At 50.5% G+C, this 15,889-nt stretch carries 14 protein-coding genes; 2 read left to right on the plus strand and 12 right to left on the minus strand.

Features of this window, described 5'->3' with window-relative positions; genetic code table 11:
* Positions 1-84: 84 nt before the first annotated feature.
* From TY10_RS19625 to TY10_RS19635, 3 genes are read right to left on the minus strand one after another with little or no spacing between them, the layout of a single operon-like run.
* The gene (locus tag TY10_RS19625) at positions 85-999 is read right to left on the minus strand and encodes a diacylglycerol kinase (protein WP_042167154.1); all 915 of its coding nucleotides are present in this window, start codon (positions 997-999) and stop codon (positions 85-87) included.
* Between the two features lie 15 nt (positions 1,000-1,014).
* The gene (locus TY10_RS19630) at positions 1,015-1,818 is read right to left on the minus strand and encodes a sirohydrochlorin chelatase (protein WP_042167156.1); all 804 of its coding nucleotides are present in this window, start codon (positions 1,816-1,818) and stop codon (positions 1,015-1,017) included.
* A 3-nt stretch (positions 1,819-1,821) separates the two neighbouring features.
* A complete protein-coding gene (locus TY10_RS19635) occupies positions 1,822-2,112 on the minus strand; it encodes a YerC/YecD family TrpR-related protein (protein WP_042167158.1) in 291 nt (96 codons plus the stop codon).
* A gap of 226 nt (positions 2,113-2,338) precedes the next feature.
* Between TY10_RS19635 and TY10_RS19640 the strand changes: the two genes are divergently transcribed.
* The gene (locus TY10_RS19640; protein WP_052350657.1) at positions 2,339-2,866 is read left to right on the plus strand and encodes a hypothetical protein; all 528 of its coding nucleotides are present in this window, start codon (positions 2,339-2,341) and stop codon (positions 2,864-2,866) included.
* 1,450 nt (positions 2,867-4,316) lie between these two features.
* Here the strand turns inward: TY10_RS19640 and TY10_RS19645 are convergent.
* The 8 genes from TY10_RS19645 to TY10_RS29990 all read right to left on the minus strand — a co-directional run bounded on the left by TY10_RS19645 (position 4,317) and on the right by TY10_RS29990 (position 13,231).
* Positions 4,317-5,312 carry an inorganic phosphate transporter gene (locus tag TY10_RS19645; protein ID WP_042167159.1) on the minus strand — a complete coding sequence of 332 codons (996 nt, stop codon included), beginning with the start codon at positions 5,310-5,312 and terminating at the stop codon, positions 4,317-4,319.
* A 30-nt stretch (positions 5,313-5,342) separates the two neighbouring features.
* Positions 5,343-5,954, minus strand: coding sequence for a DUF47 domain-containing protein (locus TY10_RS19650; RefSeq protein WP_042167162.1), 612 nt, complete (start codon positions 5,952-5,954; stop codon positions 5,343-5,345).
* A gap of 263 nt (positions 5,955-6,217) precedes the next feature.
* Entirely contained in the window at positions 6,218-7,318 is a 1,101-nt protein-coding gene (locus TY10_RS19655) for a DUF3048 domain-containing protein (RefSeq protein ID WP_081735376.1), read from the minus strand.
* Between the two features lie 144 nt (positions 7,319-7,462).
* On the minus strand, positions 7,463-8,284 hold the full coding sequence (locus TY10_RS19660; protein ID WP_042167164.1) for an alpha/beta hydrolase: 822 nt from the start codon (positions 8,282-8,284) through the stop codon (positions 7,463-7,465).
* Positions 8,285-8,616: 332 nt separating this feature from the next.
* Positions 8,617-10,029, minus strand: coding sequence for a sensor histidine kinase (locus TY10_RS19665; protein ID WP_042167165.1), 1,413 nt, complete (start codon positions 10,027-10,029; stop codon positions 8,617-8,619).
* The gene (locus TY10_RS19670) at positions 10,026-10,820 is read right to left on the minus strand and encodes a response regulator transcription factor (protein ID WP_042167167.1); all 795 of its coding nucleotides are present in this window, start codon (positions 10,818-10,820) and stop codon (positions 10,026-10,028) included. Before TY10_RS19670 ends, TY10_RS19665 begins: the two co-directional genes overlap by 4 nt.
* Positions 10,821-10,851: 31 nt before the next feature.
* On the minus strand, positions 10,852-12,276 hold the full coding sequence (locus tag TY10_RS19675; protein ID WP_042167169.1) for a hypothetical protein: 1,425 nt from the start codon (positions 12,274-12,276) through the stop codon (positions 10,852-10,854).
* Between the two features lie 16 nt (positions 12,277-12,292).
* Complete coding sequence (locus TY10_RS29990; RefSeq protein ID WP_052350658.1) at positions 12,293-13,231, minus strand: polysaccharide deacetylase family protein; 939 nt, start codon at positions 13,229-13,231, stop codon at positions 12,293-12,295.
* A gap of 454 nt (positions 13,232-13,685) precedes the next feature.
* On the opposite strand from TY10_RS29990, the gene TY10_RS19685 reads away from it, so the two are divergent.
* The gene (locus TY10_RS19685; RefSeq protein WP_063510453.1) at positions 13,686-14,651 is read left to right on the plus strand and encodes an arylamine N-acetyltransferase family protein; all 966 of its coding nucleotides are present in this window, start codon (positions 13,686-13,688) and stop codon (positions 14,649-14,651) included.
* On the opposite strand, the gene purD is transcribed toward TY10_RS19685, so the two are convergent.
* The gene (gene purD / locus TY10_RS19690; RefSeq protein ID WP_042167172.1) at positions 14,591-15,862 is read right to left on the minus strand and encodes a phosphoribosylamine--glycine ligase; all 1,272 of its coding nucleotides are present in this window, start codon (positions 15,860-15,862) and stop codon (positions 14,591-14,593) included. The genes TY10_RS19685 and purD overlap by 61 nt on opposite strands.
* Between the last annotated feature and the right edge of the window lie 27 nt (positions 15,863-15,889).

Genomic DNA, 15,889 nt, shown 5'->3' on the forward strand with positions numbered 1-15,889 from the left:
CATCTCCAAAAAGAAATAAACCTCCATAAGCAGCCAATCGCCACCCGGCGCAGCTTGCCCACAAAGGTTTATCATCACTATCTATTAACGGTACGTCGATATGCCCGTCTCGTCGGTAAAGATCTGCAAGTGCGACGGCAGTACTGAGAACGTAAACGGCAGCCTGCCGCCATATTCCCCGTCCAGATTAATCTGGACGTAATCCGGCGTGGTCACCTTCAGCTCGCTCGTCCGAAAATGAATAAAATGCGAGTCGTTCAAATGCTCGCCGCGCAGCGCCATCGTCGCAAGGCGGATGAACTCCGCCAAATTGCATTTTTTCAGCAAAATGACATCAAACAGCCCGTCGTCCACCTTGGACTCCGGGGCCAGCTTCTCGAAGCCGCCAACGGAGTTGCTGTTGCAAATGAGAAACAGCATGAACTCCCCGTCAAAGCCGCCAACGCCAGCCGCTTCAAAGCTAAGCTGCGTGGGGCGAAGGCGGGTCATTTTCTCCAGCCCCTTCATATAATAGGCCAACTGCCCGATCATCGTCTTCAGCTTACTTGGAACGTCGTAAGTCAGCTCCGTCAGTGACCCGCCGCCGGCGATATTAATGAAATAGCGGTTATTCGCCTTCCCTACGTCTATCGGCCGAGTATACTGCTGAATGATCAGGTCGCAGGCATATTCCCAGTGCCGTGGAATTCCCATCGCCCGGGCAAAATCATTCGTCGTTCCCAGAGGTAAAATGCCAAGAGGCGGCAAGTTGGGCTTTTCAGCCAAGCCATTAATGACCTCATACAGCGTCCCGTCGCCGCCAGCTGCAATAATCATGTCGTATCCGCGCTCTGCGGCTTCGGCAGCAGCAAGTGTCGCATCGCCTTCGCCTGTCGTCGCATGGCAGCTTGCCTCGATACCGGCCTGATCCAGCTTTTGCAAAATATCCGGCAGCCGGCGCTTCATCTCTTCCCGTCCCGATGTCGGGTTATAAATTAATCTTGCTCTTTTATTTACCATACGATAAAGCCCCCACTACGAATACCGTTCCGTCGCCTCAAGCTGCTCCAGCCAGGTTGCGATCCGCCGTTCCACCCAACGTGCAACAGCAGGATGCGGCAGCATCGCTTCGCCGTTATAGCGATAGTCCAGTCCGGACAGCCGCTTCGGAATGACAGTATTCGTAAAATATCCTTTACTCAAAAATAACGGCACAACGATTACTGCTTCATTCGGTCTGTCCTGTTGAAGCTCCTGCATACGCGCCGCAGCTTGATCTGGCAGCAGCATAGCTGTTGCCGCATGCGCAAAGCCGCCAAGCTCTCTCAGCCGTTTCCCAAGCCGATTCAGCCCTTGCTGCCATCGTTCATGAAATACCGGCTCCTTACTGCCATGGCCTACCAGCAGCAGCGTCTCCTGGTCAGCAGCCGTCGATAAAGGCTTTATATTCGACAGCAGCAGCTCCACAATTTCTTCATCCTCATCGATCGGCTGGCCCATATGAATGCTGGTGGTATGCTTCACACGGAAGGTTCCAAGATCGCCCTCCAGCTCCGAGATCGGCGGCAGTCCGAAGGCTTGCCCAATTTCGTCGACATGCGTGCTGCCGGAAGACACGAACAATGGAAGAACGAATAGTTCCGTCACGCCCTGCGCTTCCAGCGCATCAATACCATCCTGAATGAGCCGTCCCTCCACAATCTCGAGAAACGACGAATACACCGGTACGCCCTGAAGAGATGTCGATGAAACGGCGGCAGCAGCCACCGCTTCATCGACAAGCCTTACCCACTCCGCTTCCCGCGATCCATGGCTGATAACGAGTATGCCAGGCTTCATTTCTTATCGTCCCAAACGCTCTAAAGCCATTTTATACCCGTCGTTGCCGTAATTCAAACAACGCTTCACCCGCGATATCGTTGCTGTACTAGCGCCGGTCTCCGCCTCGATCTGGTTGTAGGTGCTGCCTTTGCCCAGCATGCGCGCAACCTCAAGACGCTGAGACAGCGACTGGATCTCGTTGATCGTGCACAGATCGTCAAAAAAGACGTAGCATTCCTCCACCGATTTCAGAGTCAAAACCGCCTCAAACAACTGGTCGATCGCTTTATCGTTAAGCTTTTTAAGCTGCATGCAAATCCACTACTTTCCTATTAAGTTATTGCTCACATTGTAACTTTTTTAGGGCATTTTTTCAAGCATTACCGTTTCGACGCTTTACAGGACGGAAGAGTCTTTTATTAGGGAGACAGGGCTGCTATCCCGATTTTTTATTCATGACCCGTGACAATCGTCCAATCCGTATGTTTGCCTATCCCATAGACTGCTATTAAGCAGAACATACAATGAGAAAAGGGTTGTGATCCGCGTGAACTACCGCAACAACAACGGCGGCGGTTATCCGCAGCACTACTATCCGCCGCACTCGCCTCACGGCGGCCATCACCGCCAGGCGCTGACTCAGAAGAGCCAAGGCGTCTCCAGCCTGTCTCAGACATTCGGCGTGAACCCGGAGATTGACCCGCCCGTTTCGGCTGTTCCCATACAGGCATCTCTGGCTCCCGTCGTCGTACCTGCCACAGCTGCCGAACTGGTCGAGACGACCCAAGCGGCACCGGCAAAAGGGGGGCTGTTCTCCCTCGACAAGCTGGGTGACATCAAAGGCTTTGTCGATCGTCTCGGCGGCATCGACGGTATTCTGAACACTGTCACCAAAGTACAGAAGGTCGTCTCCACTGTGTCTCAGATGGCGCCGATGGTCAAAGTGCTGATGGGCTCCTTCAAGAAATCGAGCGATGATTCCGACGAGTCCGATGAATTTTTCCCGAAAAAAGCGCAAGCGCAGACGCAAACGTACCGGCACACCAAAAGGAAGGCGCAAACGTAAGGCGATTAAGAAAAAGCTGTAGCTATTCCCAGCTTCGCAACACTAGACGCAAGCCATCCGGCTTGCGTCTTTCTTTATTCGTCTCAAACCGCATGTTTCACACCTATTCTGCGAACCTGTCTTCGCTATTTAGCGAAGACGATTCGTTGCGTTTAAACTACACAGTTTCATTTAAAGCTGACCTCAACTAATCATCTGCACGCCTGATGAACAAGCTCCACAACGAACCTGATTCGCAAAACAGCGAATCAAACTTCGCTATATCAACACTAACTGATGCTAATACGGCTACAACGAACTAAATTTCGCTTTCCGTGAACCTTGCTTCTCCAATTGCGAACTTCTCTTCGCTATGGCTGACGCATCGGCTCGAACCACATGTTTTACACCATTTCTGCGAACCTGTCTTCGCTATTCAGCGAAGACGGTTCGTTGCGTTTAAGCTACGCAGTTACATATGAATCTGACCTCATCTAATCATCTGCTCACATAATGGACTGCCCCACAACGAACTTGATTCGCAAAACAGCGAATCAAACTTCGCTGTACTAACACTAACTGATGCTCAATATGGCTATAGCGAACTAAATTTCGTTTTCCGTGAACCTTGCTTCTCCAATTGCGAAATTCTCTTCGCTATCGCTGAAGCATCGCCTCGAACCACGTCTTTTGCACACATTCTGCGAACCTGTCTTCTCTATTTAGCGAAGGCGATTCGTTGCGCATACTTAGAAACTACATATGTAGCTAACCTCATGTAGTTAAACCCGCAGGCATGATGGACAAGCTCCACAACGAACCTGATTCGCAAAACAGCGAATCAAACTTCGCTGTTCCAACACTAACTGATGCCCAATACGGCTACAGCGAACTAAACTTCGCTTTCCGTGAACCCTGCTTCTCCAATTGCGAACTTCTCTTCGCTATTGCTAAAGCATCGGCTCAAACCGCATGTTTTACACCATTTCTGCGAACCTGTCTTCGCTATTTAACGAAGACGGTTCGTTGCAGTTAAAGTTGGTTCGAACGGACATTTTCTGTGCAGCTTTTTCCGAGTGCTTGTGCTATTGCATCTGGTTGGCCCAGTTCCGATGTCTCGTGCTGCATGACACGTATTGTTGACCCGGTCTCCTACTGTTTGTGCTTGCATGGTTTGTTCTGCATGGTTTGTGCTGCATGGCTTGTCATTCATCATTAGTTCTTTCTGCGTTGTGCGAATTAGGGTAAGCGGAGCGTTTTGAGTTCAGGACGACTTTTCGAAGGTTCTATCCATTAATCATCGTGCAAGCGATGGGGAAAATGGAATCAAGAACGGCGGTATGAACCAAAACGTGCAGCGAACCCGGCACTCGACAGCACACAGCAAAACGCGCAATGCCCTCACCACTCGAACGCCAGCATCACATAAAAAAGACTGCCGAGAACTCCCGGCAGCCTTCAATATCAGCTATTAATAAAACACATTATCGATAACCCAATAAACAGCATAAGCCATAAAGACAGTAATCGGAATCGTAATAATCCAAGCTACGAAGATACGGCCAGCGACCGACCAGCGAACGCTGGAGAAGCGCTTCGCACTGCCTACGCCCAGAATCGAGGACGTAATAACATGCGTCGTACTTACTGGCAAATGAATCAGAGTCGCAGTCAAAATAACGGCTGCCGAGCCAATATCGGCGGCAAAGCCATTAATCGGCTCGATTTTGAAAATCTTCGTGCCCATCGTTTTAATGATCTTCCAGCCGCCGACCGAAGTGCCCAGCGCCATTGCAAGCGCAGCGGACAGCTTAACCCATAGCGGAACGTCCATCGTATCTTGTATGCCTGCCGCTACCAAGGCGAAAGTGATGATACCCATTGCCTTTTGCGCATCATTCGTTCCGTGCGAGAACGATTGGAATGCAGCGGTAATGATCTGTCCGAAGCGGAAGCCTTTATTCACTTGATGCGGGCTGGAACGGGCAAAAATCCGTTTCAGAATCCACATGATGATAAAGCCCGCAGCAAACGCGATCAGCGGAGAAATGAGCAGCGCTTTGACGATATCGAGCAATCCGCTGCTGTTAATCGAACCCGTTCCTGCTCCTGCAATGACCGCGCCTGCAAGCGAACCGATCAATGCATGGGAAGAGGAAGAAGGAATACCGAACCACCAAGTGATTAGATTCCACACAATGGCTGATACAAGTGCAGCAATTACGATCTCAACGCCATTGGGGAGATCAGCCGGATTGGCGACGCCGCTGCCGATGGTTTTCGCTACGCCGGTAAAGGTCAGAGCGCCTACAAAGTTCATGACAGCCGCCATCATAATGGCAACGCGCGGTTTTAACGCCCGCGTCGATACCGAAGTAGCAATCGCATTGGCCGTGTCGTGAAAGCCGTTAATAAAGTCAAAGCTGAGCGCAAGAAAAACGACTACACATAGAACGATTAAATCCATTTGAATTGACTCCTACTCTCTACTATCTGGTTAGCTGTTGCGCATAATGATCGATTCCAACGTGTTCGCTACGTCTTCGCAATAATCGGTCGTTTGCTCCAGCATTTCGTAGATTTCTTTTCGTTTAATCAGTTCAATCGGATCCTTCACATTTGCAAACAAGCTCTTAATTGCGACGCGCAGCAGATCGTCCGCCTGGTTCTCCAGTTCGTTGATCGCAATATTCGGCTCGCGAATGGCAAGCAGTTTTTTCTCCGTCAGCAAGTAAATCGCTTTTTTGATTTGATTAGCAGAGCGCAGTAAAATATCGCCAAACAACGTGATATACTCGTCCTTTTCATGAACGTAGTACATTTCGAAGCGTGAAGCGCAAGCTTCAATGCCGTCGAGAACATCGTCGAGAGACGTCGTGAGCGCCATTATATCTTCCCGCTCAATCGGGGTAATGAACGTCTTGTTCAGTTCTTTGAGAATGGTATGGACGTATACGTCACATTTGCTTTCGTATTCTTTCATCGCCTTCGCGAAAGCTGTTACATCCGACAAGTCAGAAACCCCGTTAGAAAAATACTGTACTGCTTCAACCAAGGTGTCTGCCATTTCTTCAAACGTTTTAAAGAAAATGTCTTTTTTCTTAAACATCGTAATCCCCTTTACCTGACTGGATGTTGAGGCTTCATGAAAATGAGCCCAGATAATCTTAACATAGTTTACTTTAGTTTTGTTAAGGGAATGTAAAGGATTTATGAAAACTTTTATTTTTTTCGATTTTCGTTACAAATAATTAAAAAACACGCCCCGCAAGGAGCGTGCTTACAGCTTTTTCCTATCGACGTGTGGAATGGCCACCCCGTCAAATGGAAGCACTCTTCGCCTGTTAAGAGTGTTTCCGTAAAGGGCTCATTTTACCCAAAAATGATATGATCCTCAAAGGACGGCGTATTCGGCACAACATGAAAATACGTTACACCCGGCACAAATGGCAGCTCGGCTCCATCCTTCATAATACGAATCATATTATCACTGCTCCGCACCCATTCACAGGAAATCGCCTTGCCTTGCTGGAACAACATGGCCGAGCCTCCTGCATGAAGATCCACATCCAGCCGTCCCACATCATCGAGCGTTTTATGTCTCGCGCCAAGCACAACCAGATTAGCGGCTTTCAACTGCTCATTATTGTTCATATCGACATGAGGCTCGCCATTAATGGAGCGCTGGTACAAGCCGCTGGCTGCATCATAGGCGTACGATACTTTATAGTTTTTCAAAGTAAAGCCGATTTCAATAGTGGTTGCATCCGTACCGCCACCAGCTGCTGCCGACACTGGAACAGCTCCGTCCTGACTGCCCGGAATGAACGAATAGACCGGAACCGAACGGTCGCTTGCATAACCCCGCTTGTCAGCCCCATTCCGAAGCTTCTCCAGATCCGAATAAAGATTATGCGGCGCTTTCCGCTCCTTGCTGCGCCAGAAATAGCTTCCCGCATTCGAAATTTCATCCAGATAAGGCTTCTTCTGCTGCTGCAAAATCGCATATGCATCATTGCTGCCGCCTGCATGAGCAAGAACTGCACCGTAGCTTTCGCCAATATCAATCAAGTATGGACGAATACTGCGGATCGGACCAATGGATTCCGTAAGCTTGTCCGTGCTTTGGAAAATCGCGATCAATCGCGTGATACCGCCTTCCGCCAGCACTTCCCATACGATGTCTGCGTTCGTTAATCCTGATTGCGGGCGGGCAGGCTTTAGATTATTAATCATGACAGCAATCGGACGAGAGTCTGCTTCCGTATCTCTTCCCAGACCCGTTAATGGAGCCGTAAAAGGATGTGCAGGTGTCATTTCTGGCGCAGGAGCTTCTGTCGGATCTGTAGTTACTTCTACATTTGGGTTCTGTGCATTGCCGCCCTGACTACATGCCGCGAGCAGCACGACCATCATCGCAGCCGCTATTGTTAACAACGTCAGTTTGCGTAAAACTTGCATTCGATTGTTCATTTATTCTCCCGCCTTAGGTTCGTCATTGTCACGCGGTAGCGCTTTATTTCTATTTATCATTTAATCACATTTAGAAATAATTGTCTGCTCCAATGGACAAAAAAACGGCAGCGCCCGCTGGCACCGCCGTCTTGCTTCCTGCTATTAAATGCTCCAATGATGCCATTCCTGCTGCTGCCGGTCTAGTCCAGCCAGCCAGTTCGAGCTTACCCGGATCGCTTCCTCCTGATGCTTGCGGTTTGAGTACGTATGATTCGCCTGAAAAATAATTTCCTTGTCGCAGAGTCCCTCACTGCGTGTCCAGAACACCTTCTGGTACAGGAAGCTGTAGTCCACTGGAATGAGCTCGTCGCTCGTCCCGTGTACAAGAAGCACCTCGCCCCCAAATTTCGTTGCCGCTTGAAACGGCTGATGCTGGAGCAGCGAATCGAAAAATACCGGTTGCAGCGTAAAGCCTGAATAATCGGTATCGCCTTGCTGAACCGCTTCGTCATAGCCTGCACGGCCGACAATCCGGACGATATCGTTAAACGGATAAGCGACGGGCGACCATAGAATAAGCCGTTTCACCCGTCTGTCCCTCACAGCAGTCATAAGGGCAAGCGCACCGCCTAGACTATGACCGAGAAGTACAATCCGCTGAGGGTCAACACAGTCCATCGAGGAGATATAATCGATCGCAGTACGCGTCTGGTCGATCATACTCTCAAATCCAAGCGCGCCATAATCACCATTGCTTTCGCCACAGCCGCCGTAATCAAATCGCAGAACATAGGAGCCTTCTGCCGCCAATGCTCTTGCCGTCTTCACGAATAACCGGTCGACACCTACACGGCTGCCTACGAACCCATGGCATATAATAATCGCTTGTTTTTTAGCATTATCTTTGCCGACGCCGTCCTTCGGATAATGTAGCGTAGCTGCCAGCTCCAAGCCGTCATGACGCAGTATCAATTGCTTTTCCATTCCGATAACCTCCCGCATCCCGAAGCCTGTCAATATTTATAATTCCTACCCGAATACTATGATTAATTGACCTCATAATAGCATTCACCTGAACCTGCTGTCAACAGGTCAATCAAGATTTCTTATTTTGGACATACTAAAGCCACACCTATCCCCGTAAGAAAAGGAGTGACCGTCTTATGCCCGTATGGATCGAGTGGCTGACACAGCATTGGCTGTCTGTCATGCTCATTGCCGGCGCAATCATCGCGGTGTTGTACGTAATGATCAACCGGGATATGCTGTTCTACAAAGAATAGCATATCCCGCCCGGCAATATCTAAATTTGAAAGTTAATCTTCTTTCACAATTGGCAGTTTTACCGTTACAATCGTTCCGGCTCCGCGTTCGCTGTCAATCAACAATGCACCGCCGTGGAGCTCGGCGATTTCTTTGCAGATTGCAAGTCCCAGCCCGCTTCCTCCGTGTCCCGTATTGGCCTTGTAGAACTTTTCCGTGACATGAGGCAAATCCTCTTCGCTTATCCCGCTTCCCGTGTCCGCAACGGTTAACTGCGCATACGCCTTCTTCTCATTATCCTTGTCTGTAAACGTAGTCGTAGCGATCCGGACCGAACCTCCGCTTGGCGTAAATTTAAAAGCATTATCGATCAAATTAATGATGACCTGCTTCAAGCGATTAGCATCCCCATAGACAAAGATCGGATTTTTGCCAAAGGTTGCGATCAGCTTCACGCCGGTTTGTTCCTCGCGGACCCCAAGCTGATGCACCATTTCCCTCACCGGACTGTTCAAATCGAGCACTTCCGGCTGCAGCTCGATATTGCCGGCTGCCAGCTTTGAGAAGTCGAGCAGATCTTCAACTAACCCTGTCAGCCGGTCCGTTTCACGGCTAATGATGTTAAGCCCAAGCGAGGTCTCCTCGTCGACCGCCGATTCGCTCCCTTTCAGCGTTTCGCTCCACCCTTTAATCGAGGTAAGAGGGGTTCTCAGCTCATGCGAGATTGAAGAAATAAAATCATTCTTCAGCTTTTCCCGCTTATTCAGTTCCACGACCATGACGTTAAACGTCTCAGCCAGTTGCCCGATTTCGTCATTATTACGTTTGACCGCCCGGCGCGTCCAATCTCCGTCAGCCATATAACGCGCCGCACGCGTCAGTTCCTGAATCGGACGCACGATCCGCTGCGTCATCCACAGACTTAAACCTAGAAACAGCAAGACGACTCCTGCCCCTACGATAGCCGTCATTTGCGTAAGCCGCGTGACCATATCATCAATCAGCTCAACCGAAGCCGAATAACGAAGCAGCGAAACGACTCTCGTATCGTTATAGATAGGAATCGTAACCGAGGTAACCCGCTCACCATAGTAAGGGTCCTCTCCCTGCCAAGTGCCGTTATAGCCGTCCATAGCCGTTTTCACATCAGGGGTCGTATACTGTACCTGTTCAGCAAAACCGTCGGAGTCGATGGCTACTCTGCCATTGTTATCGAGAAGCTGGAGGCGGACATCCCCTTCAGCCATATATTGCAGCATATAATCGGCTTGATCGTGAACCTTCAAAGAAGCCAGCGATCGGCTATGCTGCGTCAGCGCATAGATCGCCCTTTGCTTAACGGAGCTTTGCGCGCTCCCATAGTAATAATTCCATATCAAAGTCAGGAACAAGCCTCCGAGCACACATACAACGAGAACGATTAGAAGCAGGTAGCTCCATACGATTCTTGTTTTCAGGCTGTTCATGGACGATCGCTCCGATTCCATCGATAGCCAAGTCCCCATACCGTCTCGATGAAGACCGGCTCTGACGGATTGTCCTCGATTTTTTGCCGTATCCGGCGAATGTTCACATCAACGACTTTCAAGTCGCCTACATAATAGCGGCCCCATACCTCCGTCAAAATGTCATCACGGCTCACGTTCCGGCCCTGCCGCTCCATGAGCAGCTTAACCAGCGTCCACTCCGTCGGAGTCAGGACGATTTCATTGTCATGCTTCCAAAGCTTGCGATCGGCGAACGTCAGCCGGAAGCGTCCGCGAACCAGCTCATTATCGGTCTGTGCCGCCGCTGCCGTCTCGGCGGCCGTATCCGTCCCCTGCACAGCATTGGGCTTGGCCTCAGATGCGGCTGCTCCTTCCAGCGGAGCAGCTGCCAGCGTGCTTTCAACAGGCTTCATCCGCCGATAGAGCGATTTGATTCTCGCGATTAATTCCCCTGGACTGAACGGCTTTTGCACATAGTCATCAGCCCCGAGCTCCAGTCCGTATATTTTATCCTCTTCCTGGGATTTGGCCGTTAACATAATAATGCCCATGCCCGGATAGAGGCGGCGCAGCTGCTCGCACACCTCGAAACCGCTAATTGTCGGCAGCATGACATCCAGCAGCGCAATATCGAAAGGCCCTTCGTTCGCCGCCAATGCCAACGCCGCTTCGCCATGATCAGCTTCAATGACTTCCATATCATTGCGCTTTAAGTTAATGCGTACGAAGCCGCGGATTGCTTCCTCGTCCTCCAGCAATAAAATTCGCATGACACACCTGCTTTATGTTTATATCGAATAACTATTCGTCTTCCATTACCCGCAACAGCTCGCTAACCTTCCCGTCCTCCAGCCTCATCGTCAGAAAGACCGCTTTATCCCCCTCGGGCATCGATTCCGGCGGCTCTGCGAAGGAGACCGCATAGACCAGGCCGTCTTTTATTTTCAGAACGGAATAGCTTCGGCCCTTCGATTTCCACTCTGCATCAAATGCATCCCGTTTCTTAAGAGGAATGGCATAGATGTCAGCCAGCTTTGTCTTATAGGCTCGCTCCCCGTTCCAATATTCAAAAGCAGCGATCGCATAATTGGCGCCTTTATCCGGTGCGCGAACCGTATAGTGCCCCATCCACGCTCCGGGAATCTGGAAACGGATTTGGTAGCCGTAATCGCTGTATTCCTCCAGCACCTTATGGAAGGCATCCGTCCCGTCCCATTGCATCCATTCGTTAATCCATTTCGTTTCAGCATAAGATAGATCGTCGTATCCAGGTGCAGGTCTCGGCAGCATTAATTCAATGATACCATCGCCGTTTACGTCCTCGCTCATAACCGGCGTCTCGGTAAAGACGGCATCCTCTGGCCCTGCCGACGCCGCCAGCTTCGGATAAACGAGCTGAAGCCGGCGGTTCTCCCAAGCGTACATGGCTGTATACATGGCGTGAGCGCCCATTGAAGCTTCTACGACGATCCCGTTCTGTTTCGGGGAGACGCGGCCAATGACCATCCGGTCGTACGCATTGACGCCGTCATACAATTCCAGCTGCTGCAATAATGTTAGTTCAGCGCTATCCCAATTGTACAGCTTCAACGTATAGGAAGGCAGACTCGCCTCCTGATAGGAACCGTCAGTTTGAATAATAGCGATTTCAAGCCTGCCGTCCCCATTCACATCTCCCACTTCGGCGTACGCATATGGAATGGAATCCACCGGCTGAAGCACCAGCTTGCCCTCCTCGTTCCGTACCGGCTTCGATTGGAAAGAATAAAATTCAGCTAGACTAGGGCTTTCGAAAGAGCCGACCCAGCCGATGGCAAGCTCCACTTTGCCATTTTGGTCGAAATCATCGATTTTAATCCAATCGATTTGCCTTGCCATTGGCTGCTGGATTATAAACCAAGAGCGCCAGACGCCAGAGGTCATCCGGAACACGACAAGCTCCGGAACGTTATACTCATTGTACAGCGAGACGATCGCCTCCGGCGTGCCGTCGCCGTTCAGATCGACTAGACGGATGGCGCCTTCTCCATCATCGCGAAGCGGCAGCGTCAGCTTGGAATAAGCGGGCCTTGCCGCTTCTACCGCCTTCATCAACGCCTGCTTGTCCGCTGTCTGCGACGGCTTCGTTAACAGATCTGCCGGTGCAGCCGTATATTTGCAGCCGGTCGCAAACATACACAGAAAGGCGGCTATTAGCGCCGCCCTGCTTAACATGCTTATATTCAAGGAAAGATTAACCTCCTTATCCTGCCATTTCATCAGGAGTCACGAACGTATAGCCCTTTTTCTTCAAATCATCAATCACATACGGAAGCATCTCCACCGTATGCTTTATATTTTTGTTGCCGAAAGAATGCATAAGAATAATAGCATGAGGCTTTGCCTTCTTGCGAATCATCTCCCGCATATCTGATACCGGCGTTCCTGCCCAATCACGGGTGTCGATATTCCAGCTGACGAGCTCGCGATCTTCGTCTTTCAGCATGCTTTTGAGCGTATCGGATACGGCACCGTATGGGGCGCGGAACATTTTCGGCTTGAAACCGACAGCCTCTTCAATAAGCTTATCCGCTTCATCAATTTCTTGCTGAATTTGCTCGGCATTGAGCTTGGCCATATCTTTATGATTCATGGAATGATTGCCGATTGCATGGCCTTCGTCTACAATTCGCTGCAGCACTTCGGGTTCCTTCTTCACCTGTTGGCCCACGACGAAAAATGTCGCTTTCACACCTTTTTCCTTCAATATGTCCAGTATAGCCGTTGTATACTTCTTATCCGGTCCATCATCAAATGTTAACGCGATAATTTTATCCTTGTAGTGATGCTCCACAGGGGGAGTCTCAGGTTCATGTTCTTGTTCCTTGTCCGGCGTCGTTACATTGCCCGGTTTACTTGGTTGTTCGGATGGTGGTGCCGTATGCTCGTCGCCCTTGCCTGTATCTCCGTTATCGATGCCGGATTTCTCCGGCGGCCGCGGATAATCGACAAGATCACCTTGTTCGACTGCACCTGGCTTATTGTTATTCTGATCGGTTTCATCTGCTTTTACAACTTTTCCAGTAATCTCTGCAAGCGAGAGGCCCATGCCTGTTCCGCAGCCTCCAATAATAATGCTAATAACGACAAGCATGACCGCTGCTGCTAGCGAACGACGACGAATTCTGCGTTTATTTCCCATCCTAATTCACCTTTCTACTTCCCCGGGTTGATAGTTTCATAGTACCGGAATAAGAGAGAGAGGGAGTTACAAATTAGTTACATGGTTTCGACATCTTCCAGCAGTTTTTACCAAGCCGCCTTTTGGACAAAAAAAGAGCCGGAAACGGCATCGGAACTGACTCCTGTATGAGGCAGGAATCATTCCCATCGCATATCACAGCTCTTTGACAATTAAACCCGGCAGAACTAAGCATACCGCCGCTTTCGGCCAAATGCCATCCTAATTGACTGATTGTCCGGTAGCCCGGCGCGACAGCCTGTGCGAGAGACTCATCCGTCAATGCAACATAAATCCGTTGCGTAGAAGCTGATTCTTGGGTATAGTCTTGGATACTGAACTTAAATAGTGTAAGGCTGCATCCGTCATAAAATCAACTGGACAGCCTAGACCATTGTAAAGGAGGATTTGATTCATGCTGCTGAATGAACATATGAGGGATGGCTACTTAAGCCGGCTGGGAAAGTTTGTGGCTGAACCCCCTACGCTTTCCTATTTGCAGAGGCTGCATAGAGCTCATGTGGAGAAAATCTCATGGCAGACGATTGATATTTTCGCCCGTAGAACGGTTTCCATTCATCCTCAGCACTCCGTGCAGCTCATTAACGGGCAGCGGAGCGGCTACTGTTTTCAATTAAATGGAGCCTTTAGCCTGCTGCTTCGTTCTCTCGGCTTCAAAGTGACGTATCATGATTCCGGTATTCAGCCTTTAGGACAGCAGCCGCGAATCGACTCCTTTCATGTGGGCTTGCTTGTAGAAATTACGAATGAGCAAGGTGAGCCGAAGCAGTGGATTGCCGATGTCGGACTTGGCGACATGCTTTATGATCCGGTTCCGCTCTTGTCTGGGTCTTATCAACAAGGGGGATTCCTCTATCATGTAACTTCTTCCGAGGCAGCCGAAGGCGGCTGGCGCTTGGTACATGCCCCTGGCTATTCCTATGCCGGAGTCGACTTTGCACCAGAACCGCTGCCGGATTTGAACCACTTCACTTCCCGTCATCATCATTACTGCCACGCCCCGGAATCACCATGGCTGCGGGTTCTGCTGCTGCAAAACCGCCATGCCGGAGGAAGCAACGAGCTGCGGGGCTGTATCTGGAAATCCAGGACGAGCTCTGGTGTAGAGATAACCGAAATGACGAGCAAGTCACAATGGCTCGAAATGATGGCCGATATATTCCATGAGCCGCTCACCCTGTACTCTGCATCGGACAAGGACGCCCTATGGAACAAAGTCAGCCGCATGCATGAAGAGTGGAAAACCGCGAAAAAAATAAAGCCCGCTGATCAGCGGCTTTACTTTTTTTCTATTAAAGTTTACAGACCTTTGAGCGCTTTCGCTGCAATATCCGTCCGGCTGTGCATGCCGTCGAAGTGAATGACGCTCACCGCCTCGTAAGCACGGGCACGAGCCTCGGCAATGTCGCGGCCGCGGCCGACGACGCCAAGCACGCGTCCTCCGTTCGTCACGATGCTGCCGTCTTTCTCAGCCGTTCCGGCATGGAATACGAGCGCGCCTTGCGCCTCTGCCGCTGCGAGACCGCTAATCACACGCCCTTTCGGATACGACGCCGGATAACCTTCCGAAGCAACAATGACGCATACAGCCGCTTCTTCTTTCCATATGATATCCAACTGATCCAGCCTGCCGTTAAGTGAAGCCAGTACGATATCGACCAGTTCCGTTTCCAGTTGAGGCAGGACGACCTGCGTCTCTGGATCGCCCATACGAGCGTTGAACTCGATCGTTTTGGGACCATCCTTCGTAATCATCAGACCTGCGAACAATACGCCTCGGAACGGACGGCCTTCGCTGACCATCGCTTTTGCCGTCGGAATGATAATGTTCGTGATTGACTCATCAATGATGGATTGAGGAATATGCGGAAGCGGCGCATATGTGCCCATGCCGCCCGTATTCGGGCCTTTGTCGTCGTCATAGACCGGCTTATGATCTTGTGCCGGAACCATTGCGCGAACCGTCTCCCCGTCTACGAATGCCAGAATCGACATTTCCTGTCCTTCGAGAAACTCCTCGATGACGATCTGGTTGCCGGCTTCGCCAAACACTTTGTCAATCATGGCTTCACGCAAAGCGCGCTCAGCTTCTTCCATGGAATAAGCGACCGTTACACCTTTGCCTGCGGCAAGGCCGTCCGCTTTAATGACGATCGGAATCGCTTGCTCGCGCAAGTATGCCGAAGCTGTCTCGTAATCGGTAAACGTCTCATACTTAGCGGTCGGAATGTTGTATTTCTTGAGCAGGTTCTTCATAAAAATTTTGCTGCCCTCAATCTCAGCCGCCGCTTTATTTGGGCCGTATACCGGAATCTGATGCGCTTCGAAAGCATCTACGATGCCTTCTGCAAGCGGATCATCCGGGCCTACGAATACAAGATCGATCGCTGCATCCTTCGCAAACTGCACCAGCTCGTCGAATTTGTTGACGGCAATCGGCACACATTCAGCCAGCTGCGCAATACCAGTGTTGCCTGGCGCACAAAAAATCTCCTTAACCTTCTCGCTTTTTTTCAGCGCCCATACGACCGCATGCTCGCGTCCGCCGCCGCCAATGACTAATATTCTCATGCTTGTGTTGCCTCCCCCCGCTAAGCT

Origin of the sequence: Paenibacillus gorillae (genome assembly GCF_000513275.1) — a bacterium.
Lineage (GTDB): Bacteria > Bacillota > Bacilli > Paenibacillales > Paenibacillaceae > Pristimantibacillus > Pristimantibacillus gorillae.

Bases quoted from the DNA above. Each gene is read 5' to 3' on its own strand.
- TY10_RS19630 (WP_042167156.1), bottom strand. From the start codon at position 1,818: ATGAAGCCTGGCATACTCGTTATCAGCCATGGATCGCGGGAAGCGGAG.
- TY10_RS19685 (WP_063510453.1), top strand. From the start codon at position 13,686: ATGCTGCTGAATGAACATATGAGGGATGGCTACTTAAGCCGGCTGGGA.
- TY10_RS19660 (WP_042167164.1), bottom strand. From the start codon at position 8,284: ATGGAAAAGCAATTGATACTGCGTCATGACGGCTTGGAGCTGGCAGCT.
- TY10_RS29990 (WP_052350658.1), bottom strand. From the start codon at position 13,231: ATGGGAAATAAACGCAGAATTCGTCGTCGTTCGCTAGCAGCAGCGGTC.
- TY10_RS19650 (WP_042167162.1), bottom strand. From the start codon at position 5,954: ATGTTTAAGAAAAAAGACATTTTCTTTAAAACGTTTGAAGAAATGGCA.
- TY10_RS19655 (WP_081735376.1), bottom strand. From the start codon at position 7,318: ATGAACAATCGAATGCAAGTTTTACGCAAACTGACGTTGTTAACAATA.
- TY10_RS19665 (WP_042167165.1), bottom strand. From the start codon at position 10,029: ATGAACAGCCTGAAAACAAGAATCGTATGGAGCTACCTGCTTCTAATC.
- TY10_RS19670 (WP_042167167.1), bottom strand. From the start codon at position 10,820: ATGCGAATTTTATTGCTGGAGGACGAGGAAGCAATCCGCGGCTTCGTA.
- TY10_RS19645 (WP_042167159.1), bottom strand. From the start codon at position 5,312: ATGGATTTAATCGTTCTATGTGTAGTCGTTTTTCTTGCGCTCAGCTTT.
- TY10_RS19625 (WP_042167154.1), bottom strand. From the start codon at position 999: ATGGTAAATAAAAGAGCAAGATTAATTTATAACCCGACATCGGGACGG.
- TY10_RS19635 (WP_042167158.1), bottom strand. From the start codon at position 2,112: ATGCAGCTTAAAAAGCTTAACGATAAAGCGATCGACCAGTTGTTTGAG.
- purD (WP_042167172.1), bottom strand. From the start codon at position 15,862: ATGAGAATATTAGTCATTGGCGGCGGCGGACGCGAGCATGCGGTCGTA.